The sequence below is a fragment of the Micromonospora sp. Utrum1 genome (assembly GCF_057197805.1).
In genome coordinates, this window is the sequence record NZ_CM170071.1 from 7,069,559 (window position 1) to 7,089,867 (window position 20,309).

23 protein-coding genes and 1 pseudogene are annotated in these 20,309 nt (G+C 73.3%); 12 read left to right on the forward strand and 12 right to left on the reverse strand.

All coding sequences use genetic code 11. The features are described from left to right. Window positions 1-448 precede the first annotated feature (448 nt). Window positions 449-982 carry a type III secretion system chaperone family protein gene (locus AC0OLQ_RS33280; RefSeq protein WP_357334529.1) on the reverse strand — a complete coding sequence of 178 codons (534 nt, stop codon included), beginning with the start codon at window positions 980-982 and terminating at the stop codon, window positions 449-451. Window positions 983-1,019: 37 nt separating this feature from the next. Then, complete coding sequence (mshA, locus tag AC0OLQ_RS33285; RefSeq protein WP_484529430.1) at window positions 1,020-2,381, reverse strand: D-inositol-3-phosphate glycosyltransferase; 1,362 nt, start codon at window positions 2,379-2,381, stop codon at window positions 1,020-1,022. A gap of 171 nt (window positions 2,382-2,552) precedes the next feature. On the opposite strand from mshA, the gene AC0OLQ_RS33290 reads away from it, so the two are divergent. Both AC0OLQ_RS33290 and AC0OLQ_RS33295 read left to right on the forward strand, forming a co-directional pair. Continuing rightward, window positions 2,553-3,317 (forward strand): SDR family NAD(P)-dependent oxidoreductase, encoded by a 765-nt coding sequence (locus AC0OLQ_RS33290; RefSeq protein WP_484529431.1) that lies wholly within the window; start codon window positions 2,553-2,555, stop codon window positions 3,315-3,317. Then, window positions 3,317-4,099: a class I SAM-dependent methyltransferase gene (locus AC0OLQ_RS33295; protein ID WP_484529432.1), complete on the forward strand. Its 783-nt coding sequence runs from the start codon at window positions 3,317-3,319 to the stop codon at window positions 4,097-4,099. Before AC0OLQ_RS33290 ends, AC0OLQ_RS33295 begins: the two co-directional genes overlap by 1 nt. Before the next feature lie 151 nt (window positions 4,100-4,250). Here AC0OLQ_RS33295 and AC0OLQ_RS33300 read toward each other — a convergent pair whose 3' ends face one another. After that, a complete protein-coding gene (locus AC0OLQ_RS33300) occupies window positions 4,251-5,342 on the reverse strand; it encodes a UDP-N-acetylmuramate dehydrogenase (RefSeq protein WP_484529433.1) in 1,092 nt (363 codons plus the stop codon). Between the two features lie 70 nt (window positions 5,343-5,412). Between AC0OLQ_RS33300 and AC0OLQ_RS33305 the strand changes: the two genes are divergently transcribed. The 6 genes and pseudogenes from AC0OLQ_RS33305 (at window position 5,413) to AC0OLQ_RS33330 (ending at window position 10,785) form a co-directional block, all read left to right on the forward strand. Next, window positions 5,413-6,168, forward strand: coding sequence for a maleylpyruvate isomerase family mycothiol-dependent enzyme (locus tag AC0OLQ_RS33305; RefSeq protein ID WP_357334517.1), 756 nt, complete (start codon window positions 5,413-5,415; stop codon window positions 6,166-6,168). A 197-nt stretch (window positions 6,169-6,365) separates the two neighbouring features. Continuing rightward, window positions 6,366-7,676, forward strand: coding sequence for an ABC transporter substrate-binding protein (locus tag AC0OLQ_RS33310; RefSeq protein WP_484529434.1), 1,311 nt, complete (start codon window positions 6,366-6,368; stop codon window positions 7,674-7,676). A gap of 68 nt (window positions 7,677-7,744) precedes the next feature. Continuing rightward, window positions 7,745-8,734 (forward strand): carbohydrate ABC transporter permease, encoded by a 990-nt coding sequence (locus AC0OLQ_RS33315; RefSeq protein ID WP_484529435.1) that lies wholly within the window; start codon window positions 7,745-7,747, stop codon window positions 8,732-8,734. Beyond that, window positions 8,731-9,564, forward strand: a complete 834-nt coding sequence (locus AC0OLQ_RS33320; protein WP_484529436.1) for a carbohydrate ABC transporter permease — start codon at window positions 8,731-8,733, stop codon at window positions 9,562-9,564. Before AC0OLQ_RS33315 ends, AC0OLQ_RS33320 begins: the two co-directional genes overlap by 4 nt. An 11-nt stretch (window positions 9,565-9,575) precedes the next feature. Further along, a pseudogene (locus tag AC0OLQ_RS33325) lies at window positions 9,576-9,758 on the forward strand (family 1 glycosylhydrolase); the annotation flags it as partial. Between the two features lie 19 nt (window positions 9,759-9,777). Further along, the gene (locus AC0OLQ_RS33330; protein WP_357334508.1) at window positions 9,778-10,785 is read left to right on the forward strand and encodes a LacI family DNA-binding transcriptional regulator; all 1,008 of its coding nucleotides are present in this window, start codon (window positions 9,778-9,780) and stop codon (window positions 10,783-10,785) included. 41 nt (window positions 10,786-10,826) lie between these two features. Here the strand turns inward: AC0OLQ_RS33330 and AC0OLQ_RS33335 are convergent, their stop codons facing one another. After that, the gene (locus AC0OLQ_RS33335) at window positions 10,827-11,111 is read right to left on the reverse strand and encodes a hypothetical protein (RefSeq protein WP_484529437.1); all 285 of its coding nucleotides are present in this window, start codon (window positions 11,109-11,111) and stop codon (window positions 10,827-10,829) included. A gap of 124 nt (window positions 11,112-11,235) precedes the next feature. Here AC0OLQ_RS33335 and AC0OLQ_RS33340 point away from each other — a divergent pair, with 124 nt between their 5' ends. Both AC0OLQ_RS33340 and AC0OLQ_RS33345 read left to right on the forward strand, forming a co-directional pair. Beyond that, the gene (locus AC0OLQ_RS33340) at window positions 11,236-11,652 is read left to right on the forward strand and encodes a RidA family protein (RefSeq protein ID WP_484529438.1); all 417 of its coding nucleotides are present in this window, start codon (window positions 11,236-11,238) and stop codon (window positions 11,650-11,652) included. Between the two features lie 60 nt (window positions 11,653-11,712). Continuing rightward, entirely contained in the window at window positions 11,713-12,618 is a 906-nt protein-coding gene (locus AC0OLQ_RS33345; RefSeq protein WP_484529439.1) for a GNAT family N-acetyltransferase, read from the forward strand. Here AC0OLQ_RS33345 and mca read toward each other — a convergent pair. The 4 genes from mca to AC0OLQ_RS33365 form a co-directional block, all read right to left on the reverse strand. Next, on the reverse strand, window positions 12,611-13,465 hold the full coding sequence (gene mca, locus AC0OLQ_RS33350; protein ID WP_484529440.1) for a mycothiol conjugate amidase Mca: 855 nt from the start codon (window positions 13,463-13,465) through the stop codon (window positions 12,611-12,613). The genes AC0OLQ_RS33345 and mca overlap by 8 nt on opposite strands. A 12-nt stretch (window positions 13,466-13,477) precedes the next feature. Next, the gene (locus tag AC0OLQ_RS33355) at window positions 13,478-14,095 is read right to left on the reverse strand and encodes a TetR/AcrR family transcriptional regulator (RefSeq protein WP_484529441.1); all 618 of its coding nucleotides are present in this window, start codon (window positions 14,093-14,095) and stop codon (window positions 13,478-13,480) included. Window positions 14,096-14,249: 154 nt separating this feature from the next. Next, a complete protein-coding gene (locus AC0OLQ_RS33360) occupies window positions 14,250-14,765 on the reverse strand; it encodes an O-acetyl-ADP-ribose deacetylase (protein ID WP_484529442.1) in 516 nt (171 codons plus the stop codon). Between the two features lies 1 nt (window position 14,766). Continuing rightward, window positions 14,767-15,561 (reverse strand): EI24 domain-containing protein, encoded by a 795-nt coding sequence (locus AC0OLQ_RS33365; protein ID WP_484529443.1) that lies wholly within the window; start codon window positions 15,559-15,561, stop codon window positions 14,767-14,769. Window positions 15,562-15,625: 64 nt separating this feature from the next. Between AC0OLQ_RS33365 and AC0OLQ_RS33370 the strand changes: the two genes are divergently transcribed. Further along, complete coding sequence (locus tag AC0OLQ_RS33370) at window positions 15,626-16,627, forward strand: helix-turn-helix transcriptional regulator (protein WP_484529444.1); 1,002 nt, start codon at window positions 15,626-15,628, stop codon at window positions 16,625-16,627. Here the strand turns inward: AC0OLQ_RS33370 and AC0OLQ_RS33375 are convergent. Then, window positions 16,618-17,532 (reverse strand): SDR family oxidoreductase, encoded by a 915-nt coding sequence (locus AC0OLQ_RS33375; protein WP_484529445.1) that lies wholly within the window; start codon window positions 17,530-17,532, stop codon window positions 16,618-16,620. The two genes, AC0OLQ_RS33370 and AC0OLQ_RS33375, sit on opposite strands and share 10 nt — an antisense overlap. A gap of 76 nt (window positions 17,533-17,608) precedes the next feature. On the opposite strand from AC0OLQ_RS33375, the gene AC0OLQ_RS33380 reads away from it, so the two are divergent. Beyond that, window positions 17,609-18,331 carry a nucleotidyltransferase domain-containing protein gene (locus AC0OLQ_RS33380; protein WP_484532500.1) on the forward strand — a complete coding sequence of 241 codons (723 nt, stop codon included), beginning with the start codon at window positions 17,609-17,611 and terminating at the stop codon, window positions 18,329-18,331. Between the two features lie 3 nt (window positions 18,332-18,334). Here AC0OLQ_RS33380 and AC0OLQ_RS33385 read toward each other — a convergent pair whose 3' ends face one another. From AC0OLQ_RS33385 to AC0OLQ_RS33395, 3 genes are read right to left on the reverse strand one after another with little or no spacing between them, the layout of a single operon-like run. After that, window positions 18,335-19,072: an alanyl-tRNA editing protein gene (locus AC0OLQ_RS33385; RefSeq protein ID WP_484529446.1), complete on the reverse strand. Its 738-nt coding sequence runs from the start codon at window positions 19,070-19,072 to the stop codon at window positions 18,335-18,337. 11 nt (window positions 19,073-19,083) lie between these two features. Further along, on the reverse strand, window positions 19,084-19,971 hold the full coding sequence (locus AC0OLQ_RS33390) for an alpha/beta fold hydrolase (RefSeq protein WP_357334480.1): 888 nt from the start codon (window positions 19,969-19,971) through the stop codon (window positions 19,084-19,086). Further along, complete coding sequence (locus AC0OLQ_RS33395) at window positions 19,968-20,288, reverse strand: DUF2516 family protein (RefSeq protein WP_357334478.1); 321 nt, start codon at window positions 20,286-20,288, stop codon at window positions 19,968-19,970. The genes AC0OLQ_RS33390 and AC0OLQ_RS33395 overlap by 4 nt, the downstream gene beginning before the upstream one ends. Between the last annotated feature and the right edge of the window lie 21 nt (window positions 20,289-20,309).

Here is a 20,309-nt window from a genome sequence, read left to right on the forward strand (position 1 = left end):
CTTCGCCGCCGGCGCGGCCTTGGCCCGGGACGGCGCGGTCTTGCGTGCCGCCGTCGTCTTCTTCGCCGCGGTGGTCTTCTTCGCCGCGGTCGTCCGCTTCGTCGCCGGCGCCCGGCCGGCCGGGCCGGTGCTCTTCCGCGCCGCGCCGCCGCGACCCTCCGAGCGCAGCGACCGGACCAGGGTCTTCACCAGGTCCGGCTTGCGCATGGCGGAGGTACCGGAGATCCCGCGCCGGCGCAGCTGACCTCGAATGTCGTCGACCTTCATCCGGGAGATCTCGGATTCGGAGATCCCCGGGGTGTTCGCCGTCTGATTGCCCGGCTGGCGTTTGGTCGCAGTCGTGCCGCGACTTGAGCTGTTGCGCTGAGCCATGGGACACGCTCCTCGACAGTCCGTCCTCGGCCCGCGGTGGGTCCCAAATGCCGCACCGCGCGGTGCGGCATACCCGTCAGGACGGCGCCGAACCTCCGGCGGCCGGGCCGGCCGAGGTCGAGGGTTCGAAGAGGTGAGCGAACGCCGCCAGATTGGCCGTCGACTCGCCCCGCTTGACCCGCCACTCCCACTCCCGGCGGATGGCGGTGCCGAAGCCGATCTCCAGCATGCTGTCGAAGGACTCGTCGGCGTAGGTCAGCACGGACCCGAGCAGGCGGTCCAGTTCGTCGGCGTCGACCCCGGCCAGGTTGACCCGACCGGTCAGGTAGACGTCGCCGACCGCGTCGATGGAGAAGGAGACGCCGTACATCCGGGCGTTGCGCTGGAGCAGCCAGGCCCAGAGTTCCTCGCGGCGCTCGTCGGGCTGGCGCATCACGAACGCCTCGACCCGCAGCGCGTGCTCGCCGACGATCAGGTTGCAGATCGTCTTGAGCTTGTGGGTCCCCGGCAGGGTGACCGCGTACGATGTCTCGCCGGTGGATTCCCACTCCAGCTCGCGGTCGGCGCAGACGGCCTCGATCAGCGCGGCGACCTCACTCCTGCGGCTCATCGCACCCACTCTACGGCCGGCCCCCGAAGGCCGCCGCTCACCAGGAGCAGGTGAGCGCGGGGTCGCCGAGCCGGCCGGCCAGCCGGGCCCGGTGCTCGGCCATCGCCTCGCCGTAGACGGTGAGCAGGCCGGAGACGGTGCGGTTCCAGGAGAAGGCGAGGGCGTGCCGTTCGGCGCCCCGGGCCAGGGTGGCCCGGCGCAGCCGCTCGGGCAGCAGGCGGGCCAGCGCCCGGGCCCAGTCGACCGGGTCGTGGCCGTCGATGAGCACCCCGCTGACGCCGTCCCGGACCGCGGTGACCAGCCCGCCCACGGCGGCCGCCAGCACCGGCGTGCCGCAGGCCTGGGCCTCCAGCGCGACCAGCCCGAACGACTCGTTGTACGAGGGCACCGCGACGAGGTCGGCCGCGCGGTAGAGGGCGGGCAGGTTGTCGCCGGTCTGCGGCGGGAGGAACCGCACCCGGTCGGCGACCCCCAGCGAGGCGGCCAGCTCGATCAGGGCGGTGGGACGGTCCAGCCCGCTGCCACTCGGGCCGCCACAGATCACCACGGTCACCTCGTCGGCCAGCGCGGGCTCCCGCTCGCGCAACGCCGCGACAGCCCGGACCAGCACGTCCGGGGCCTTGAGCGGCTGGATCCGGCCGACGAAGGCCACCACGTAGCCGCTGGTCGGCAGGCCGAGGCGGCGGCGGGCCGCCAGGACAGCCGCGTCCCGGTCACCGGGGGCGGGGCGGAACCGGTCCAGGTCCACGCCGGGCTCCACCACGGCCACCCGGGCGGGCTCGGCGTCGTACCGGCCGATCAGGTCGTGCGCCTCGACCCGGGTGTTGGCGACCAGCCGGTCGGCCTCGGCGACCACCTGCTCCTCGCCGATCACGCGCGCCTTGGGCTCGGGCCGGTCTCCGGCGGCGAGCTGAGCGTTCTTGACCTTCGCCAGGGTGTGCGCGGTGTGCACCAGCGGGACGCCCCAGCGCTCCTTGGCCAGCCAGCCCACCTGCCCGGAGAGCCAGTAGTGCGAGTGGATCAGGTCGTAGTGACCCGGCGGGCGGGCCGCCTCGGCGCGGAGCACCCCGGCGGTGAACGCGCAGAGCTGGCCGGGCAGCTCCTCCTTGGTCAGCCCTTCGAGCGGGCCCGCCGTCACGTGCCGGACGCTCACCCCGGGCGCCATCTCGACCACCGGCGGCAGGTCGCCGGAGGTGGCCCGGGTGAAGATCTCCACCTCGACGTCGGCCTCGGCCAGCCGCCGGGCGACCTCCAGGATGTAGACGTTCATGCCGCCGGCGTCGCCCGTGCCGGGCTGGTGCAGCGGCGAGGTGTGCACGGAGAGGGTGGCGATCCGGCGCGGCCTCGGCCACGGCAGGGCACCTCGCTGACGACCGACACCGGTGTGCAAATCCGCCACGTCCGCTCCCTCTGTCACGGTTGATGCCGTCCCGCACGACCGGCGCATCTCGGTCAACCTCCGCGCCGGATGTCATCTTCCCCATCGGGGTTCGGAAATGCGCCCCGGCGGGTCCCGGGCGTGACGGACCTCATCACCGCGTGGAGCGGGGCGCCGGGTGAGAATGACCGGATGACCTCAGTCGCCATCATCACCGGGGCGTCCAGCGGGATCGGCGCGGCCACCGCCCGCCGGCTGGCCGCCGAGGGTTTCCACGTGCTCGCCGCCGCGCGGCGTACCGACCGGCTGGCCGGCCTGGTCGCCGAGATCGAGGCGGCCGGCGGCGCGGCCACCGCGGTGGAGTGCGACGTGACCTCGGAGGAGTCGGTCGCCGGCCTGGCCGCCGCGGCCGCCGCCGCTCCCGGCCCGGTCACCCTGCTGGTGAACAACGCCGGCGGGGCGCGCGGGCTGGACCCGGTGGAGTCCGCCGACGTCAGCGACTGGCAGTGGATGTACGACGTCAACGTGCTCGGCACGCTCCGGGTCACCAAGGCGCTGCTGCCCGCGCTGGAGTCCTCCGGCGCCGGCACCGTGGTGATCGTCAGCTCCACCGCCGGGCACGTCGTCTACGAGGGCGGTGGCGGCTACGCGGCGGCCAAGCACGCGCAGACCGCGATCGCCGGCACGCTCCGGCTGGAGTTGTGCGGCCGGCCGGTCCGGGTCATCGAGATCGACCCCGGCATGGTGAAGACCGAGGAGTTCGGCCTCGTCCGGTTCGGCGGCGACGCCGACCGGGCCGCCGCCGTCTATGCCGGGGTGGCCGAGCCGCTGGTCGCCGAGGATGTGGCCGACTGCGTCGCCTGGTGCGCCACCCGCCCGCACCACGTCAACATCGACCAGCTCGTGGTCCGCCCGCTGGCCCAGGCCGCCCAGCACAAGGTGCACCGGACCGCCTGATGGTCCGGCCGCTCGGGGTGGTCACCCGGGGCACGACGAATCCGAACCGGCTCCGGCGGGTGGACAACTGGATCGTCGCGACCTGCGGCGACGCGCTGCGCGCCGCCGCCGACCCCCTCGTGGTCGACCTGGGCTACGGCGCCACCCCGGTCACCGCCGTCGAGCTGCGGGCCCGGCTCGCGGCCGCGGTCCGCGCCGACGTCCGGGTGGTCGGGCTGGAGATCGATCCGGTACGCGTGGCCGCCGCCCAGCCGGCCGCCGACCCGCCCGGGCTCACCTTCGCCCGGGGCGGCTTCGAACTGGCCGGGCTCCGCCCCGCCCTGGTCCGCGCGTTCAACGTGCTGCGGCAGTACGACGAGGGCGAGGTGGCCGACGCCTGGCGTACGGTCACCGGGCGGCTCGCCCCGGGCGGCCTGCTGGTCGAGGGGACCTGCGACGAGCTGGGGCGGCTCGGCGGCTGGGTGCTGCTCGACGCCACCGGCCCGCGCACGCTGACCCTGGCCGCGAAGCTCACCACCCTGGCCAGCCCGGCCGAGCTGGCCGAGCGGCTGCCCAAGGCGCTCATCCACCGCAACGTCCCCGGCGAGCCGATCCACGACCTGATCGAGGCCCTGCAGAGCGCCTGGCGGTCCACCGCCGGCTACGCCCCCTTCGGCCCCCGCGACCGCTGGACCCGCGCGGTCGCCGCGGTGAAGGAGGCCGGCTGGCCCGTCCTGGACCGCCCCCGCCGCTGGCGCCTCGGCGAACTCACTGTCCCCTGGCCCACAGTCGCCCCCACCTGACCCAGCCCGCCCGGCCGCCGCCCGCCCCGCCGCCGCCCGGCCCGCGCCATCCCCGTTGATCATGAAGTTAACGCCAACTTCTGTCCGATTTGTCGCCGCTAACCTCATGATCACCGGGTTGAGGGGCGTGGGTGAGGGTGGGACCCGGGGGTCAGATTGTGCAGTTGATGAGGACGGGTTCGGGGTGGAGGGTCACCCCGAAGCGGGCGTGGACCCCGTCGCGGATGTCGCGGGCCAGGGCGACCAGGGCGGCCGTGCTCGCGGTGCCGGTGCGGTTGGTCAGGGCCAGGGTGTGCTTGGTGGAGATGGCGACGCCCTCGGGGCCGGTGTGCCCCTTGCCGAAGCCGGCCTTGTCGATCAGCCAGGCGGCGCTCACCTTTACCGTGTCTCCCGGGCACGGCCAGGACGGCGGCTCGCCCAGGTCGGCGGCGCGCTCCCGGAGCAGCTCGTACGCCTCCCGCTCCAGCACCGGGTTGGTGAAGAACGAGCCCACCGACCAGGTGTCCGGGTCCTGCGGGTCGAGCACCATGCCCTTGCCGGCGCGCAGCCGCCGCACGGTGGCCCGGGCGTCGGCCAGCGGCACCCGGTCGCCCACCTCGACACCGAGCGCCCGGGCCAGTTCGGCGTAGCGCACCGGACCGGAGAGCGGCGAGCGGGTGAGCCGGAAGTCGACCGACAGCACGACCCAGCGGTCGCTGTACTTGAAGATGCTGCCCCGGTAGGCGAACCCGCAGTCGGCCGCCGCGATCCGGACCACGGTGCGGTGGGTCCGGTCGTACGCCTCGACCGCGGTGATCGTCTCGGCCACCTCCTGGCCGTACGCGCCGACGTTCTGGATCGGGGTGGCGCCGGCCGAGCCGGGGATGCCGGAGAGGCACTCCAGCCCCGACCAGCCACGCTCGACGGTGGCGCCGACGAGGTCGTCCCAGGGCTCGCCGGCCTCGACCCGTACGGTGACGGTGTCGGCGTCCTCGGCGACGACCCGGAAGCCCCGGGAGCGGATCAGCACGACGGTGCCGGGGAAGCCCTGGTCGCCGATCACCACGTTGCTGCCGCCGGCGAGCAGGAGGACGGCCTGCTCGCGCGCCTCCGCCTCCTGCACCTCGCGGACGATGTCGTCGGCGCTGGTGGCGATCTCCAGCCGTCCGGCGGGGCCGCCCAGGCGCAGCGTGGTGTAGCGCGCCAGGGTGGCCGGGTCGGTGGGGTCTGCTCCGGTCGTCGGTTCGGCGTAGACGTCTGACACGCCTCTCACCCTAGGCTGAGGGGTAGCCGCGGCACCCACTGGTGGCCCGGTCACCCCCGGGAGGATGGCGATGAGCAGACTGCACGGCACGAAGGACTTCTGGATCGGCGCGTTGCGGATGGAGGGCCCCGCCTTCGCCGCCGCCGTCGCGGAGGCACCCCCCGAGACACCGGTGCTGTCCTGTCCCGGCTGGACGGTCTCGCACCTCGCCCACCACCTCACCCGGGTCTACGTCTGGGCGCGCACGGTGGTGACCGCCGGGACGACCAGCCGCCCCGAGCGGCACGACCCCGAGCCGCCGGCCGGCCTGACCCCGGCCCAGTGGTACGGCCAGGAGTACGAGCGGCTGCTCACGCTCTTCGAGGCGCTGGACCCGGAGGCTCCCGCCTGGAACTTCGCCCCGCAGCCGAAGAAGGCGGCCTTCTGGCCGCGCCGGATGGCGCACGAGACCGCGGTGCACCGCTGGGACGCCCAGCTCGCCATCGGCGCGGGTGGGCCGATCGAGGCCAAGCTCGCGGCCGACGGGGTGAGCGAGGTGCTGGACACCTGGCTGCCGGCGGGTCGGCGGATCCAGCCCGGCCAGTGGCACGGGGTGGTCCAGCTGACCGCCACCGACGCCGCCCAGGACTGGTACCTGCGGCTACGCGGCGAGGGGATGGCCCTGCTCGACACCGCGACGATCCTCGACCACGACGACCACCACGCCCGGGTGCAGGTGACCGGGACCGCCAGCGACCTGCTGCTGGCGGTGATGGGCCGGATCAGCTTCGACGCCCTCGGGGTGGCGGGCGACCGCCGCCTGCTCGGCGGGCTGCGGGTGGGCTGACCCGCCAGGAGGCTTCCCGCGACATCGGGCGGAGAGCGGCGTTTCCTACCCGGGCGCCACTCTCCGCCTTTTTCCGGGCGCTCTGAGAGCGCTCTCTTGACAGGTTCCGGGGCAGCCACCACCCTGTCGTGAGAGCGCTCTCTCAGTTCCGGAACCGCCCGCCACCACCCGATACGCCTAGAGGGGTCAGATAAGAGATGGTCACCTTCACGCGCCGCCGCCTGGCCGCGGTGGCCCTGGTCGCCACCACCGCGCTGCTGGGCGCCACCGCCTGCGGGGGCGGTGACGACGAGGCCGCCGCCGGTGGCCCGGTCACGCTCACCGTCGACGTCTTCGGCCAGTTCGGCTACGAGGAGCTCTACAAGGAGTACATGGCCGGCCACCCCGACGTGAAGATCGTCGAGCGGGGCACCGGCAGCAACCTGGACGAGTACTCGCCGAAGCTCACCCAGTGGCTCGCCGCGGGCAAGGGCGCGGGCGACATCGTCGCCATCGAGGAGGGCCTGCTGGTCGAGTACAAGGCCAACCCGCAGAACTTCGTCAACCTGCTCGACCACGGCGCCGCCGACCTGAAGGGCAACTTCCTGGACTGGAAGTGGAACCAGGGGCTCACCGCCGACGGCAAGCAGCTCATCGGCCTCGGCACCGACGTCGGCGGCATGGCCATGTGCTACCGCAAGGACCTGTTCGCCAAGGCCGGCCTGCCCACCGAGCGGGAGGCGGTCTCGAAGCTCTGGCCCACCTGGGCCGACTACATCAGGGTCGGCGAGCAGTTCAAGGCGAAGAACACCGGCGCCGCGTTCCTCGACGCCGCCACGAACACGTTCAACACCATCCTGCTCCAGACCGCCGGCAACACCACCGGCTACAGCTACTACGACACCGGCAACAACCTGGTCGTCGACAGCAACCCCGCGGTCCGGCAGGCGTACGACACCACGATGGACATCATCGACTCCGGCCTGTCGGGCCGGTACGGGTCGTGGTCGGAGGAGTGGGTCTCCGCGTTCAAGCAGTCGAAGTTCGCGACCATCGCCTGCCCGGCCTGGATGACCGGGGTCATCGAGGGCAACGCCGGCCCGGGCGCCAAGGGCAAGTGGGACATCGCCCAGGTCCCCGGCAACGGCGGCAACTGGGGCGGCTCCTTCCTCGCGGTGCCGAAGCAGGGCAGGCACCAGGCCGAGGCCATCGAGCTGGCGAAGTTCCTGACCAGCGCCAAGGGGCAGATCGGCGCGTTCAAGGCCAAGGGCCCGCTGCCCTCCTCCCCGCAGGCGCTGGCGGACCCGGCGATCGTCGAGTCGACCAACGCGTACTTCTCGACGGCCCCGGTCGGCAGGATCTTCGCCGCGGGCGCCACCAGCCTGAAGCCGGTCTACATGGGCCCGAAGAACCAGGCCGTCCGCACCGAGGTGGAGAACGCCGTGCGCACCGTGGAACTGGGCAAGCGCAGCCCGGAGCAGGGCTGGACCGACGCGGTCTCCAACGCCGGGAAGGCCGCCGCCAAGTAACCCGAGCCAGGCGTGCGGGCGGCCCCGGCGACGGGTGCCGCCCGCACGACGGAAAGGAGTCCCGGGCCATGGCAGTCCAGCTCGACGCCCGCCCGCCGGTCCTACCGGCACCCGGCGCCGCCCGCCCCTCCCGGGGCGTCCGGCTCAGCCGGTTCGACACGAGATACTCGCCCTACCTCTACATCGCCCCGTTCTTCCTGCTCTTCGGGGTCTTCGGGATCTACCCGCTGGCCTACACCTTCTGGGTCTCGCTGCACGACTGGGACCTGCTCGGCGCCGAGCACCCGTTCGTCGGGCTCGACAACTACAGCCAACTGCTGGGCGACCCCGACTTCTGGCACTCGGTGGTCAACACCCTCGGCATCTTCGTCATCTCCACGGTCCCGCAACTGCTGCTCGCGCTCTGGCTGGCCAACCTGCTCAACCGGCAGCTCCGGGCCCGGACCACCTGGCGGATGGCGGTGCTGATCCCGAACGTCACCTCCACCGCCGCGGTGGCGATCGTCTTCGCGGTGCTCTTCGGCCGCGACTTCGGCATGATCAACTGGCTGCTCGACCACGTCGGCGTCGACGCGATCGACTGGAAGGCCAACCGGCTCGCCTCCTGGGTGGCCATCTCCACCATGGTCGACTGGCGGTGGACCGGCTACAACGCGCTGATCTTCCTGGCCGCCATGCAGGCCATCCCGCGCGACCTCTACGAGTCCGCGGCGATCGACGGGGCCGGCCGGGCCCGGCAGTTCTGGTCGATCACCGTGCCGCTGCTCAAGCCGACGATCATCTTCGCGGTCATCATCTCCACCATCGGCGGGCTCCAGCTCTTCACCGAGCCCCGGCTGTTCAACTCGGGCACCAACGCGATCCGCGGCGGGCCGCTGCGCGAGTCGCAGACGGTGACCATGTACATGTTCGAGAACGCCTTCGCGCCGCACTACAACTTCGGCTACGGCTCGGCGATCGCCTGGCTGCTCTTCGCGCTCATCGCGGTGGTCGCGGCCGTCAACGTCCTGCTCCTTCGCCGGCTCGGCGGCGGCGCGCGCAAGGAGGACCCCCGATGACCCGCCTCTGGTCGGCCGGCCGGCTCACCTACCTGGCGCTCACCCTCACGGCGCTGATGTCGATCTTCCCGATCTACTGGATGTTCGTGGTGGCCAGCCGGACCAGCGACGCCATGGGCCAGGTCCCGCCCCCGGTCACCCCGGGCGGCAACCTCGGCGCCAACATCGCCCGGCTCTTCGCCAACACCGACGCGTACTTCCTCACCGGCCTGATCAACTCGGCGATCGTGGCCGGCACGGTCACCGTCTCCGTGGTCTTCTTCTCCACCCTGGCCGGGTTCGCCTTCGCCAAGCTGCGCTTCCGCGGGCGCAACGCGCTGCTGCTGGTCATCGTGGCCACGATGATGGTGCCCGCCCAGCTCGGCGTGATCCCGCTCTACCTGCTGATGACCAAGCTGAACTGGAACGACCGGTTGCCGGCGGTCATCGTGCCGGCGCTGGTCACCGGCTTCGGCGTGTTCATGATGCGCCAGTACGCCGGCCAGGCGGTCAGCACCGAGCTGATCGAGGCGGCGCGGATGGACGGCTGCAACACCGCGCGGATCTACTGGAACGTGGTGCTCCCGGCGCTGCGGCCGGCCGCCGCGGTGCTCGGCCTGCTCACCTTCATGACCACCTGGAACGACTTCCTCTGGCCGTACGCGGTGCTCAACGATCCGGAGAACCCGACCGTGCAGCTGTCGCTGCGGGCCCTGTCCGACGGCTACTACCAGGACATGTCGCAGGTGTTCACCGGAACGGCCATCGCCACCCTGCCCCTGCTGCTGGTGTTCGTGGTGTTCGGCCGCCAGATCATCGGCGGGATCATGGAAGGCGCGGTCAAGGCGTGACCGCGCTGCAGGCCGTCGCCCGCGGCGTCGACCTGCGCGGTTATCTCGTATGGTCGTTGCTGGACAACTTCGAATGGGCCGAGGGCTACCGGAAGCGGTTCGGGATCGTCCACGTCGACTACCTGACCCAGCGGCGCACACCGAAGGAAAATGCCCGTTGGCACCAGGGGGTGATCTCCCGGAACGGGCTGTGACGAGGTGGTGGTGACGGGGATGACGACGGCACAGCGACCGACCCTGGAGGCGGTGGCCAAGCGGGCAGGGGTGTCCCGGGCCACGGTCTCCCGGGTGGTCAACGGCTCCACCACGGTCGCCGCGTCGATCCAGCAGGCGGTCCGCCGGGCGGTCGAGGAACTGGGGTACGTCCCGAACCTCGCCGCCCGCAGCCTGGTCACCCAGCGCACCGACTCGGTGGCGCTGGTCCTTCCCGAGGCGGCCACCCGGGTCTTCTCCGACGACCAGGTCTTTCCGGGGATCATCCGCGGCGCGGCTCAGGAGCTGGAGGCCGCCGACAAGCAACTCGTGCTCATGCTGGCCGGCTCGCCGGCGGGCCACGAACGGGTCGAGCGGTACACCACCGGGCGGCACGTCGACGGGGTGCTCTTCGCCTCGCTACACGGCGAGGACCCGCTCCCGGGCCGGCTGGCCCGGCTCGGCATCCCGGTGGTGTGCAGCGGCCGCCCCCTCGACGGCGCCGAGGTGCCGTACGTCGACGTGGACCACGTCGGCGGAGTGGCCGAGGCGGTCCGGCACCTGATCGGGAACGGTCGGCGGCGGATCGCCACCATCGCCGGGCCGCAGGACATGGTCGCCGGCATCGAACGGCTGATCGGCTACCGGGAGACGGTCGCCGCGGCCGGCCTGCCGGAGCTGGTCGCGTACGGCGACTTCACCCGGGAGTCGGGCAGCGCGGCCATGCGACAACTGCTCGCCGCCGACCCGGAGCTGGACGCGGTGTTCGCGGCGTCCGACCTGATGGCACACGCCGCGCTGCGCACCCTGCGGGAGGCCGGCCGGCGGGTGCCGGACGACGTCGCGGTGATCGGGTTCGACGACATCGAGACGGCCGCGTACACCGAGCCGCCGCTGACCACCGTGAAGCAGCCGATAGTGGAGCTGGGACGGGCGATGACCCGGCAGCTGCTCCGGATCGCGGCGGGCGAGCAGGTCGAGCAGGCCCTGATGCTCCCCACCGAGCTGGTGGTCCGCGAATCCGCCTGATCCGCTCTTCCGTCATACGTGTGGAACACCAGCGCAAGACATCAGTCCGCCGAGTCGTCGCCTTCCGGCAGCCCGAACTCACCCAGGGCCGGCAGCAGTCGCTGCCGCGCATCGTCCAGCAGCTGGCTGTAGTTGGCGGCGAAGATCTCCGCCAATTGCGTCTCCAGGCTGCCGGCCAGCTTGAGCAGCGGCGACCAGACCGCGCGGTCGTCGACCAGGGCGGCGAAGTCCTTCTCCGACATCCGCCGGTCCAGCCAGTCGGACAGCACCAGGGCCTGCTCCCTGGACAAGGTGAGTCTGATGTCGGGCCGCTCGGGCGGTTCCATCAGCGCCTCCCCTCCAGAACTCCGTGGTCGGCAAGGTATCGCAGCTGCTCACCTCCAGAGTTTCCGACCGCGAGCGGCCGCGTATTGCGTCGCGGGCCGGGGCGACCGGCGCTACGGTCGCCCGGTGACCGGCATCGTGCGCCTGATCCGCGCGCCCCAGCTCTCCGACGTCGCCGAGTACGCCTACGCGGCCGAGGTCGCGCAGCCCGCGCGGTTGATCTTCACGGCCGGGGCCTGCCCGCTGGACGCCGAGGGGCGGACGGTCGCGCCGGGCGACCCCGCCGCCCAGGCCCGGCAGGTGATGGCCAACCTGGAGACCGCACTGGTCGCCGCCGGCGCCCGGCTCGGCGATGTCGTCAAGACCACCGTCTACGTGGCCAGCGGCGACCGCACCGACCTGGTGTCCGTCTGGCAGGTCGTCCGGGACGCGTTCGGCGACCACGATCCACCCAGCACGCTGCTCGGGGTGGCCGTGCTCGGCTACCCGGACCAGCTCGTCGAGGTCGAGGCGGTCGCCGCGGTCCGGGCGGAGATGGGCTGAGCCGACCCGCCCCGATAAACCCGTCGCGGGTGGAGGGGCGACGGCCCTAGGGTCGGCCGGATGACCGAGGACCTGATCAGACGTGCCCGCCCCGAGGACGCGCCCGGTGTCGTGGCGCTGCGCACCGTCGTCCACCCGTACCTGGTGCGGGGCGTCGAGTCGACCCGCCGCATGATCGCCGAGCCGCCGCCCGCCGAGGACTGGGCGGCCTGGGTGGCCGAGGTGGACGGGCAGGTGGTCGGCTGGGTGTCGGCGTACCGGAACAGCCACACGTCGGCGGCGAACGTCGGGGAGATCTCGACCCTGCACGTCCACCCGGCGCACCGGCTCCGGGGACTCGGCACGGCCCTCCTGGACGCCGCGCTCGGCCACCTGCGCCTGATCGGTGCGAAACGGCTGCTCACCTGGTCCCAGCCCGACTCCCTGCCGTTCGCCCGGCGGCACGGTTTCACACCCAGTCGCGAGCTGCGCTACTCCGCGCTCGACCTCCGGCCCGCCCCGCCGATGCCCGAGCCGCCGCGCGGCGTGCGGCTTCTCACGGCCACCGAGGTGGACCCGCGCCGGATCCACCGGGTGGACGCCGAGTCGTCGATGGACGAGCCGGGCGACGTCCCGACGGACGCGCTGGGCTACGACATCTGGCACCACGAGGTCTGGGAGAACGTGGGCCTGGATCGGGACGCCAGCACGGTGGCCGAGGTGGACGGCACGCTGGTCGCCATCAGCCTGGTCAAGCGGGACGGCGACCGGATGTGGTCGGACTTCACCGGCACGGTCCCCGGACACCGCGGGCGCGGCCTGGCCCGGCTGGCGAAGCAGGCCGCACTGCACCGGGCCGCGACCTCCGGGGTACGCACCGCGTACACCTCGAACGACGAGGCGAACGCGCCGATGCTGGCGATCAACGCCCGGCTCGGCTACCGGCCGGTGGCCGCCCAGTGGTCCTGCCTGCGCGACCTCACCTGAGGCCGGCGAAGAGGTCGTCCTCCGGCAGCGAGACCGGCACCCGGGCCTTGGCCAGCTCGTAGTCCTCGGTGGGCCAGGCCATCCGCTCGATCTCGCGGGAGTGGGCGAAGAACGGGTGGGCCGGGTCCACCTGGGTGGTGTGCGCCCGCAGCGCCCGGTCGCGGGTGGCGAAGTACCGGGCGCACTCCACCCGGGTCGTCACCCGGGGCTCGGGCAGGTCCTCGGGCAGCTCCCGCAGCACCTCCGCCATGGCCGAGGGCAGCCCGGCGGCGCGAGTGGCGTCGTGCAGGGCCCGGAACCAGGACCGACTGAACGAGACCAGGTAGTAGAGCTTCGCCGCCGCCCAGGCCGGGCCGCTTCCCCGATACGCGACGGGGTCGGCGGCGGCGTCGAAGGCGTGCCGGGTCACCCGATGGGTCAGCAGGTGGTCGGGGTGCGGGTAGCCGCCGCTGGGGTCATAGCTGACGATCACCTGGGGCCGGAACTCGCGGACCAGCGCCACCAGGGGGGCCGCCGCCACGGCGAGCGGGAGCCGGGCGAACGCGTCGGCGGGTAACTCGGCCCCGTCGGCGGGCAGTCCGGAGTCGACGAAGCCCAGGAACCGCTGCCGCACGCCGAGCACGGCCGCGGCGGCGGCCATCTCCGAGGCGCGAACCCGGGCCAGGTCGGCGCGGACCTCCGGGCGGTCCACAGCCGGGTTGAGGATGTCGCCGCGCTCTCCGCCGGTGCAGGTCACCACCAGCACGTCCACCCCCTCGGCGGCGTACCGGGCCAGGGTGGCAGCGCCCTTGCTGGATTCGTCGTCGGGGTGGGCGTGGACGGCCATCAGCCGCAACGGGGTGGACATGTGCTCCTCTCGTCAGCTCCGGTCGAGGCCGGCGGCCAGCTGCGCGAATGTGCGGGATCCGGCCTCGGCCAGGGCCGCTTGCACCTCGTCCTCGCCGTGCCCGGCCCGGATCAGCCGGAACGCCTCGTCGAACAGCACCCGGTAGGCCCCGGCGAGTTGCGCGGCCAGCACCCGCACGGGCAGGTCCTCCGCACCGGTTCCGCGTTCGTCGGCGAGCCGGGCGGCAAGGGCTCGTTCGCGCAGCTCGTGCAGCTCGCGCAGGCGGGCGGAGAGCGCCGGGCTGTCCTGGATCAGCCGGACGAACGGCTCCCCCGCGAAACCGACCAGGGCGTCCCGCCGGGCCACCGCTTCGGCGTACCGCCGCTGGAGCGCAGCCAGCACCCGCTCCCCGGCGGGCCGGTCGGCGACGGCCGCCGCCAGCAGGGCAACGAAGTCGTCGGCGACGTCGAGGGCCAGGTCCTCCTTGCGCGGGAAGTAGTTCGTCACGGTCATCTTCGCGACCCCCGCCGCCTCGGCGATCTCGGCGATGGTGACCTGCTCGTAGCCGCGGGCCAGGAACAGGCGGGTCGCCACGTCGGAGATCGCCTGCCGGGTCAGCCGCTTCTTGCGGTCGCGCAGGCTCTCGCTCACCCCAAGAGCATACATATGCTCGCCCTAAATTTAGGTTGAGCACAGGAATTTTGCCCCGTAGCGTGTCACCGAACCGAAGGGAGGCAGCGATGAACCTGCGCATCACCTGGTGAACCCGCGTTCCACGTCGGGCCCGCCCCGGGGCGGGCTCGGCTCAGCCCCCGGCGGCGACCCGGACGGCGGTCGCGTAGGTGTCCGCGCCGAAGAGCACCAGCCGGGCCTCGGTGACGTTCACCGGGGTGGCCGCGTGCAGCACGGCCAGCGCCTGCGCCACCGCGTCCTCGACCGGCCAGCCGTAGATGCCGGCGGAGATCAACGGGAAGGCGACGCTCAGGGCTCCCAGGTCGTCGGCGACCCGGAGGCTGTTGGCGTAGCAGTCGCGCAGCAGCGCCGACCGGTCCTCGCGCGGGGAGAAGACCGGACCGACGGTGTGCACCACCCAGCGGGCCGGCAGGTGGCCGGCGGTGGTGGCGACCGCCTGGCCGGTGGGCAGTCCTCGGCCGTAGCGGGAGGCGCGGAGTGCCCGGCACTCCTCCAGGATGGCCGGTCCACCCTTGCGGTGGATCGCGCCGTCCACGCCCCCGCCGCCGAGCAGCGAGGAGTTGGCCGCGTTGACGACGGCGTCGACCTGCTGCGCGGTGATGTCCCCCTCGATCAGGACGGTCTCCATGTCACCCCTCCTCGACGACGGACTGCCCGAGCGAACGGCGGGCCAGCAGGGTGGCGCCCGCGACGGCGGCCGGCATGACCAGCACCGCGCCGAGCGGGATCAGGAAGCAGACGAACACCGCCACCCCGAAGCCCAGGGTGGTCGGCCGGTCCGCCCTGAGCAACGACCGCCGCTCCGGCAGTCGCATGCCGCGCCGGTAGAACGGCGCGCCGACCAGCTCCAGGGCGAGGAACCAGCCGCCCACCAGGGCGCCGACCACCGGGACCACCGTCTGCCCGACCACCGGGATGAAACCGGCCACGAAGAGGGGTACGCCGACCAGCGCCGAGATGGCCACCAGGCGCAACGAGTCGAGGATGCTGCGCCGCAGCGAGGCCCAGAACGGCACCTCGACTGCGCCGGGCGTACCGCCGAGGCGGTCCTCCACCCGCTCGGAGATCTTCTCGTAGAACGGGTCGCCGACGGCCAGCGTGACCGCGGTGAAGGTGACCACCCCGAGCAGGCCGGCCAGCCCCACGACGGCCAGCCCGGCCGCCACCCGGACGAGGCTGCGCCCGGTCGCCGGCCAGTCGTCCGCGAACGGGGTGACCAGCGCGGCGAGGTCGTCCACGAAGTACAGCAGGGTGGCGAACAGGGCCACGAACAGCGCGCCGGTGATCAGCGCCGGCACGATCCCGAGCAGCATCAGCCCGGGGCTGCGGACGTAGAGGCCGAGGCCGCGCAGCAGCAGCCCGGCGCCGGCGAGGAAACGGGTGACGGCGCCGGTCACGGGGGCGGCGAGGCGGGGTGCGTCCACGACCGGAGAGCCTAGTGGCCGACCGCACCTCGTACCGGTTTCGCGCCGGGGGCAAGATGGGCGGGTGCGCGCGTCCCGGCTGATCTCGCTGATCCTGCTGCTCCAGTCGCGGGAGACGATGACCGCCGCCGAGCTGGCGCGGGAGCTGGAGGTCTCCGAGCGCACCGTCTACCGCGACGTGCTGGCGCTCTCCGCGGCCGGAGTGCCGGTGTACGCCGACCGCGGCCGGACCGGCGGCTACCGCCTGCTCGGCGGCTACCGGACCCGGCTGACCGGGCTGACCCGGGACGAGGCGGAGGCGCTCTTCCTGGCCGGGCTGCCCGGACCGGCCGGCGACATGGGGCTCGCCGACGCGGTGGCCGCCGCCGAGCTGAAGGTGCTCGCCGCGCTGCCGCCGAGCCTGCGGGACGCGCCCGCCCGGGCCGGCCAGCGGTTCCACCTGGACGTGCCGGGCTGGTTCCGGGAATCCGCCCCGCCGCCGTGGCTGGCCGAGCTGGCCCGGGCGGTCTGGCGGGACCGGCTGGTCGAGCTGCGCTACCGGCGCGGCGACCGGGAGGTGACCCGCGCGGTCGCGCCGTACGGGCTGGTGCTGAAGAACGGCGTCTGGTACCTGGTCGGGCGGGTCGGCGACGGGTGGCGGACGTACCGGGTGGACCGGGTGGTCGGCGCCGAGGTGGGCGAGGAGGGCTTCGTCCGGGACGAGGGCTTCGACCTCGGGGCGTACTGGCGCGGGCAGGCCGAGGCATTCCTGCGGGACATGCTCCGGGCCGAGGTGACCGTGCGGCTCAGCCCGGCCGGCCTGCGCGCGTTGCGGCACCTGGCCGACGCCCCGTTCGTCTACGCCGAGGCGGTGGCCGCCGCCGGCCGGCCCGACGGGCAGGGTCGGGTGGTGCTCCGGCTGCCCGTCGAGTCGGTCGAGGTGGCGTACTCCCAACTGCTGGCGCTCGGCCCCGAGGTGGAGGTGCTCGACCCGCCCGAGCTGCGGGCCCGCTGCGCCGCGGCGGCCCGCCGCGCGGCCGCGCTCTACGCCGACGACGCGGACCCGCCGGAAGCCGGTCAGCGGTAGCCGGTGTCGTTCGCCGGCTTGCCGGGCCGGACCACCTCCTCGTAGTAGCGCGCCCAGTGCGGGCGGGTGCCGTCGAGGTCGGTGAAGCCGTACACCTGGGCCAGCCCGCCACTGTCCACGGACCGCCCGTTCCAGCGGGCCCGGTCCGGGTCGGCGGCAAGGGCGGCCACCGCGCGCCCGACGAAGGCCGGCGTCTCCGACATGACGAAGTGCGGGTCGGTGGCCGCGCCGTCGCGCCAGTTCGCCTCGGTGACGCCGAAGTGCTCCAGCATGGCCTCCGAGCGCAGCCAGCCCGGGGTGAGCGCGACCGCGGTGGCGCCACGCGGCGCCAGTTCGTGCGCCTGGCTGAAGGCGAGCCGGTTCACCGACACCTTGGCCAGGTCGTAGAAGACCGAGAGCCGGTATTCGGTGTCGTTGTACTCCTTGGTCCCGTCGCCGATCTCGACCACCAGGCCCCCGGGGTTGCGGATCAGCAGCGGCAGGGCGAAGTGGCTGGTGATGATGTGGGTGTCGACGGCCAGCCGGAGGGTGCGGAAGCCGGCGTCGAGGGGCTGCTCCCAGACCGGCTTCTCCCAGGTGATCAGCGGGTCGGCGCCCCAGATGTCGTTGACCAGCACGTCGAGGCGGCCCTGTTCGGCGTCGATCCGCGCGACGAGGCCACGGACCTGCTCGGGATCGAGGTGGTCGACGGCGACGGCGATGCCGGTGCCGCCGGCCGCGGTCACCAGCTCGGCGGTCTCCTCGATGGTCTCCGGCCGGCCCATCTCGGAGCGGCGTTCGCGGGTGGAACGGCCGGTGGCGTAGACGGTGGCCCCGGCGGCGCCGAGCTGGACGGCGATCTGCCGCCCAGCGCCCCGGGTCGCGCCGGCGACGAGCGCGATCTTCCCTGTCAGCGGTGTCGTCATGCCACCACCATGGCACCGACACCTGACAGCGGAAGTCCGGTTTCCCGAGCGATCCGGATCGGCCATCATGGCCGGCATGCACCTGCTGCTCTCCGGAATCGTCGGCTCGGTCGCGTACGGGCTGGCCGGCCCGGGCTCGGACGTGGACCGGATCGGCGTCTTCGCCGCGCCCACGGTCGCCTTCCACGGCCTGCACCCGCCGCGCGAGTCCGTGGTGACGACGGATCCGGACGTGACCCTGCACGAGTGCGCGAAGTACGCCCGCCTGGCGCTGAGCGGGAACCCGACCGCCACCGAGCTGATGTGGCTGCCCGCGGAGTGCTACGAGACCCGCACCGAATTCGGCGAGCGGCTGATCGGCATCCGCGCGGCGTTCCTCAGCGCGCCCCGGGTCCGGGACGCCTACCTCGGCTACGCGAGCCAGCAGTTCCGCAAGCTGACCATGCGAGACACCGACGGCTCCGGGTCGCGGCGCGGCGGCAGACGCGCCGAGCCGGAGTCGTCGCAGGTCGGCGGGCGGCGGCGGTCGGCGAAGCACGCCCGGCACCTGGCCCGGCTGCTGCACCAGGGCCGGGTGCTCTACGCGACCGGTGTGCTGGAGATCCGGCTCGCCGACCCGGAGTGGTTCCGGGCGTTCGGCGAGCGGGTCGCCGGCGGCGCGCTGGCCGAGGCGGAGGCCCTGGTGGCGGCGGCCGAGCAGGACTTCGCCCGGATCCGCACCCCGCTGCCGGAGCGCCCGGACGAGGAGGCCGTGGAACGGTGGCTGCTCGACGTCCGGGCGGCCCACCTGCCGCGCTGACCCTCAGTCGGTGAGGCGGACGCGTACCCGGCGGTTGGCGCGGCCCTTGCTCTCCACCTTGACCACCTGGACCTTGCCGATCTGTGCGGTGGAGGCGACATGCGTGCCGCCGTCGGCCTGCACGTCCAGCCCGACGATGTCGACGATCCGTACCTCCTGCTCCTCCGGCGGGATCAGGTTGGACTGGGTACGGATGATGTCGGGCAGGGCCAGCGCCTCCGCCCGGGGCAGCACCCGGACGGCGACCGACCGGTCCGCGGCCACCTCGGCGTTGACCAGGTCCTCGATCCGGGCCTTGAAGTCCGGCGGCACCTCGGGGAGGTTGAAGTCCATCCTGGCCTCGCCCGGTTCCATGTTGCCGCCGGTGACCAGCGCGCCGAAGTCGCGGAACACCACGCCGCAGAGCACGTGCAGGCCGGAGTGGGTACGCATCAGCATGGTCCGCCGGGTGTCCTCGACCGCGCCGGCGACGGCGGTGCCGACCGGCGGCACCGGGTCACCCTCGGCCGGGACGAGCCAGAGGTCGTCGCCCTTGCGGGTGCCCACGATCCGGGTCTGCACCCCCTGCCAGAGCAGCACCCCGTGGTCCGGCGGCTGCCCGCCGCCGCCCGGGTAGAAGGCCGACCGGTCCAGCACGATGCCCTGCTCGGGATCGGCCGCGAGCACCGTGCAGCGCCATTCCCGCAGGGTGGGGTCGGCGAGGTCGAGGCGGTGCGTGCGGCCGTGGTGTGTGACGCCCATGACCGCCGACGTTACCCGTTGAGGAACGTCGAGATCCGCTCCCTCAGGTCGGCGCGTTCCGTCCAGAGCACGCCCGGCCGGTCGTACACGTGCAGGGTGGCCCCGGGCAGCGCGGCGGCCAACTGCTCGGCGACGGCCACCGGGTGCAGGTCGTCGCCCGCGCAGCCGATCACCAGGGCCGGCGCGGTGACCGTGGCGAGCGCCCCGGCGTCGCGCAGCGGGGCCTGCTCGGGCAGGCCGGCCAGGCCCGGCGCAAGGCCGTCGCGGAGCAGTTGGTCGAGCCGCTGCCGCAGGTAGGCCCAGCCGGCCGGGGTGTTGCGGACCGAGGGCGGCAGCTCCAGCGCAACCACGTCGGCCAGCGCGGAGGCGTCGCCGTCGGCCACGGCGTCGAGCAGGTCGGTGAGCCGGGCCCGGGCCACCTCGCCGCGCGGGGTGTCCAGCACGGCCGGCAGGAAGAAGACCAGCTTCTCGAAGCGGTCCGGGCTCTCGACGAGCAGGCGGCAGAGCGCACCGGCGCCGAGGCTGGCCCCGAAGGCCCGGGTGGCGCCGCCGAGGTCGGCGACGGCCCGCAGGTCACGAGCCAGATCGAGGTAGCTCCACGGGCCGGGCGGCGAGTCGGAGCGGCCGTGCCCGCGGAACTGGAAGAAGATCCGCCGGCCGGTGACCCCGCTGCCGAACGGGCGGGTGGTGGCGATGCCGTTGCCCAGCCCGTGAGCGAACACGGTGACCGGGTCACCGGTGCCGGTGACCAGCCGTTCCAGGCGTACGCCGTGCGGGGTGGTGACCAGCTCGGTCTCCGGCTCGGGCAGGGCCGGCCGGCCGGTGCGGGGCGCGCCGGGGCCGGGGCCCCAGGTGCGGGGGCCGCCGTCCGGCGGCGGGGGCCAGCGGAAACTCCTCACCAGAAGCCTCGGCCGTCGTGCAGGTCGCGCAGCCCGACCCGGACGTCGAGCAGGTAGATCAGCGCCGCCGCGATGCCGATCAGGCCGAAGATGCTCAGCACGCCGCCCCCGACGCCGAGCAGGGTGAGCACCATGCAGACGGCCAGGATGGCGATCCAGCCGCCCTTGGGCAGGGTGCCGATCGCGGCGAACGCGTCGGACCGCTGGGTGATCGCGTGCACCAGGGAGACGGCCTCGATGACCAGGGCGAAGACGAGCAGGATCAGCTCGATCACGAGGCGGACGTCGTCGAAGAAGAGCGGCGCGGCAGTGGCCATGTCGGCAAGCTTATGCCGAGA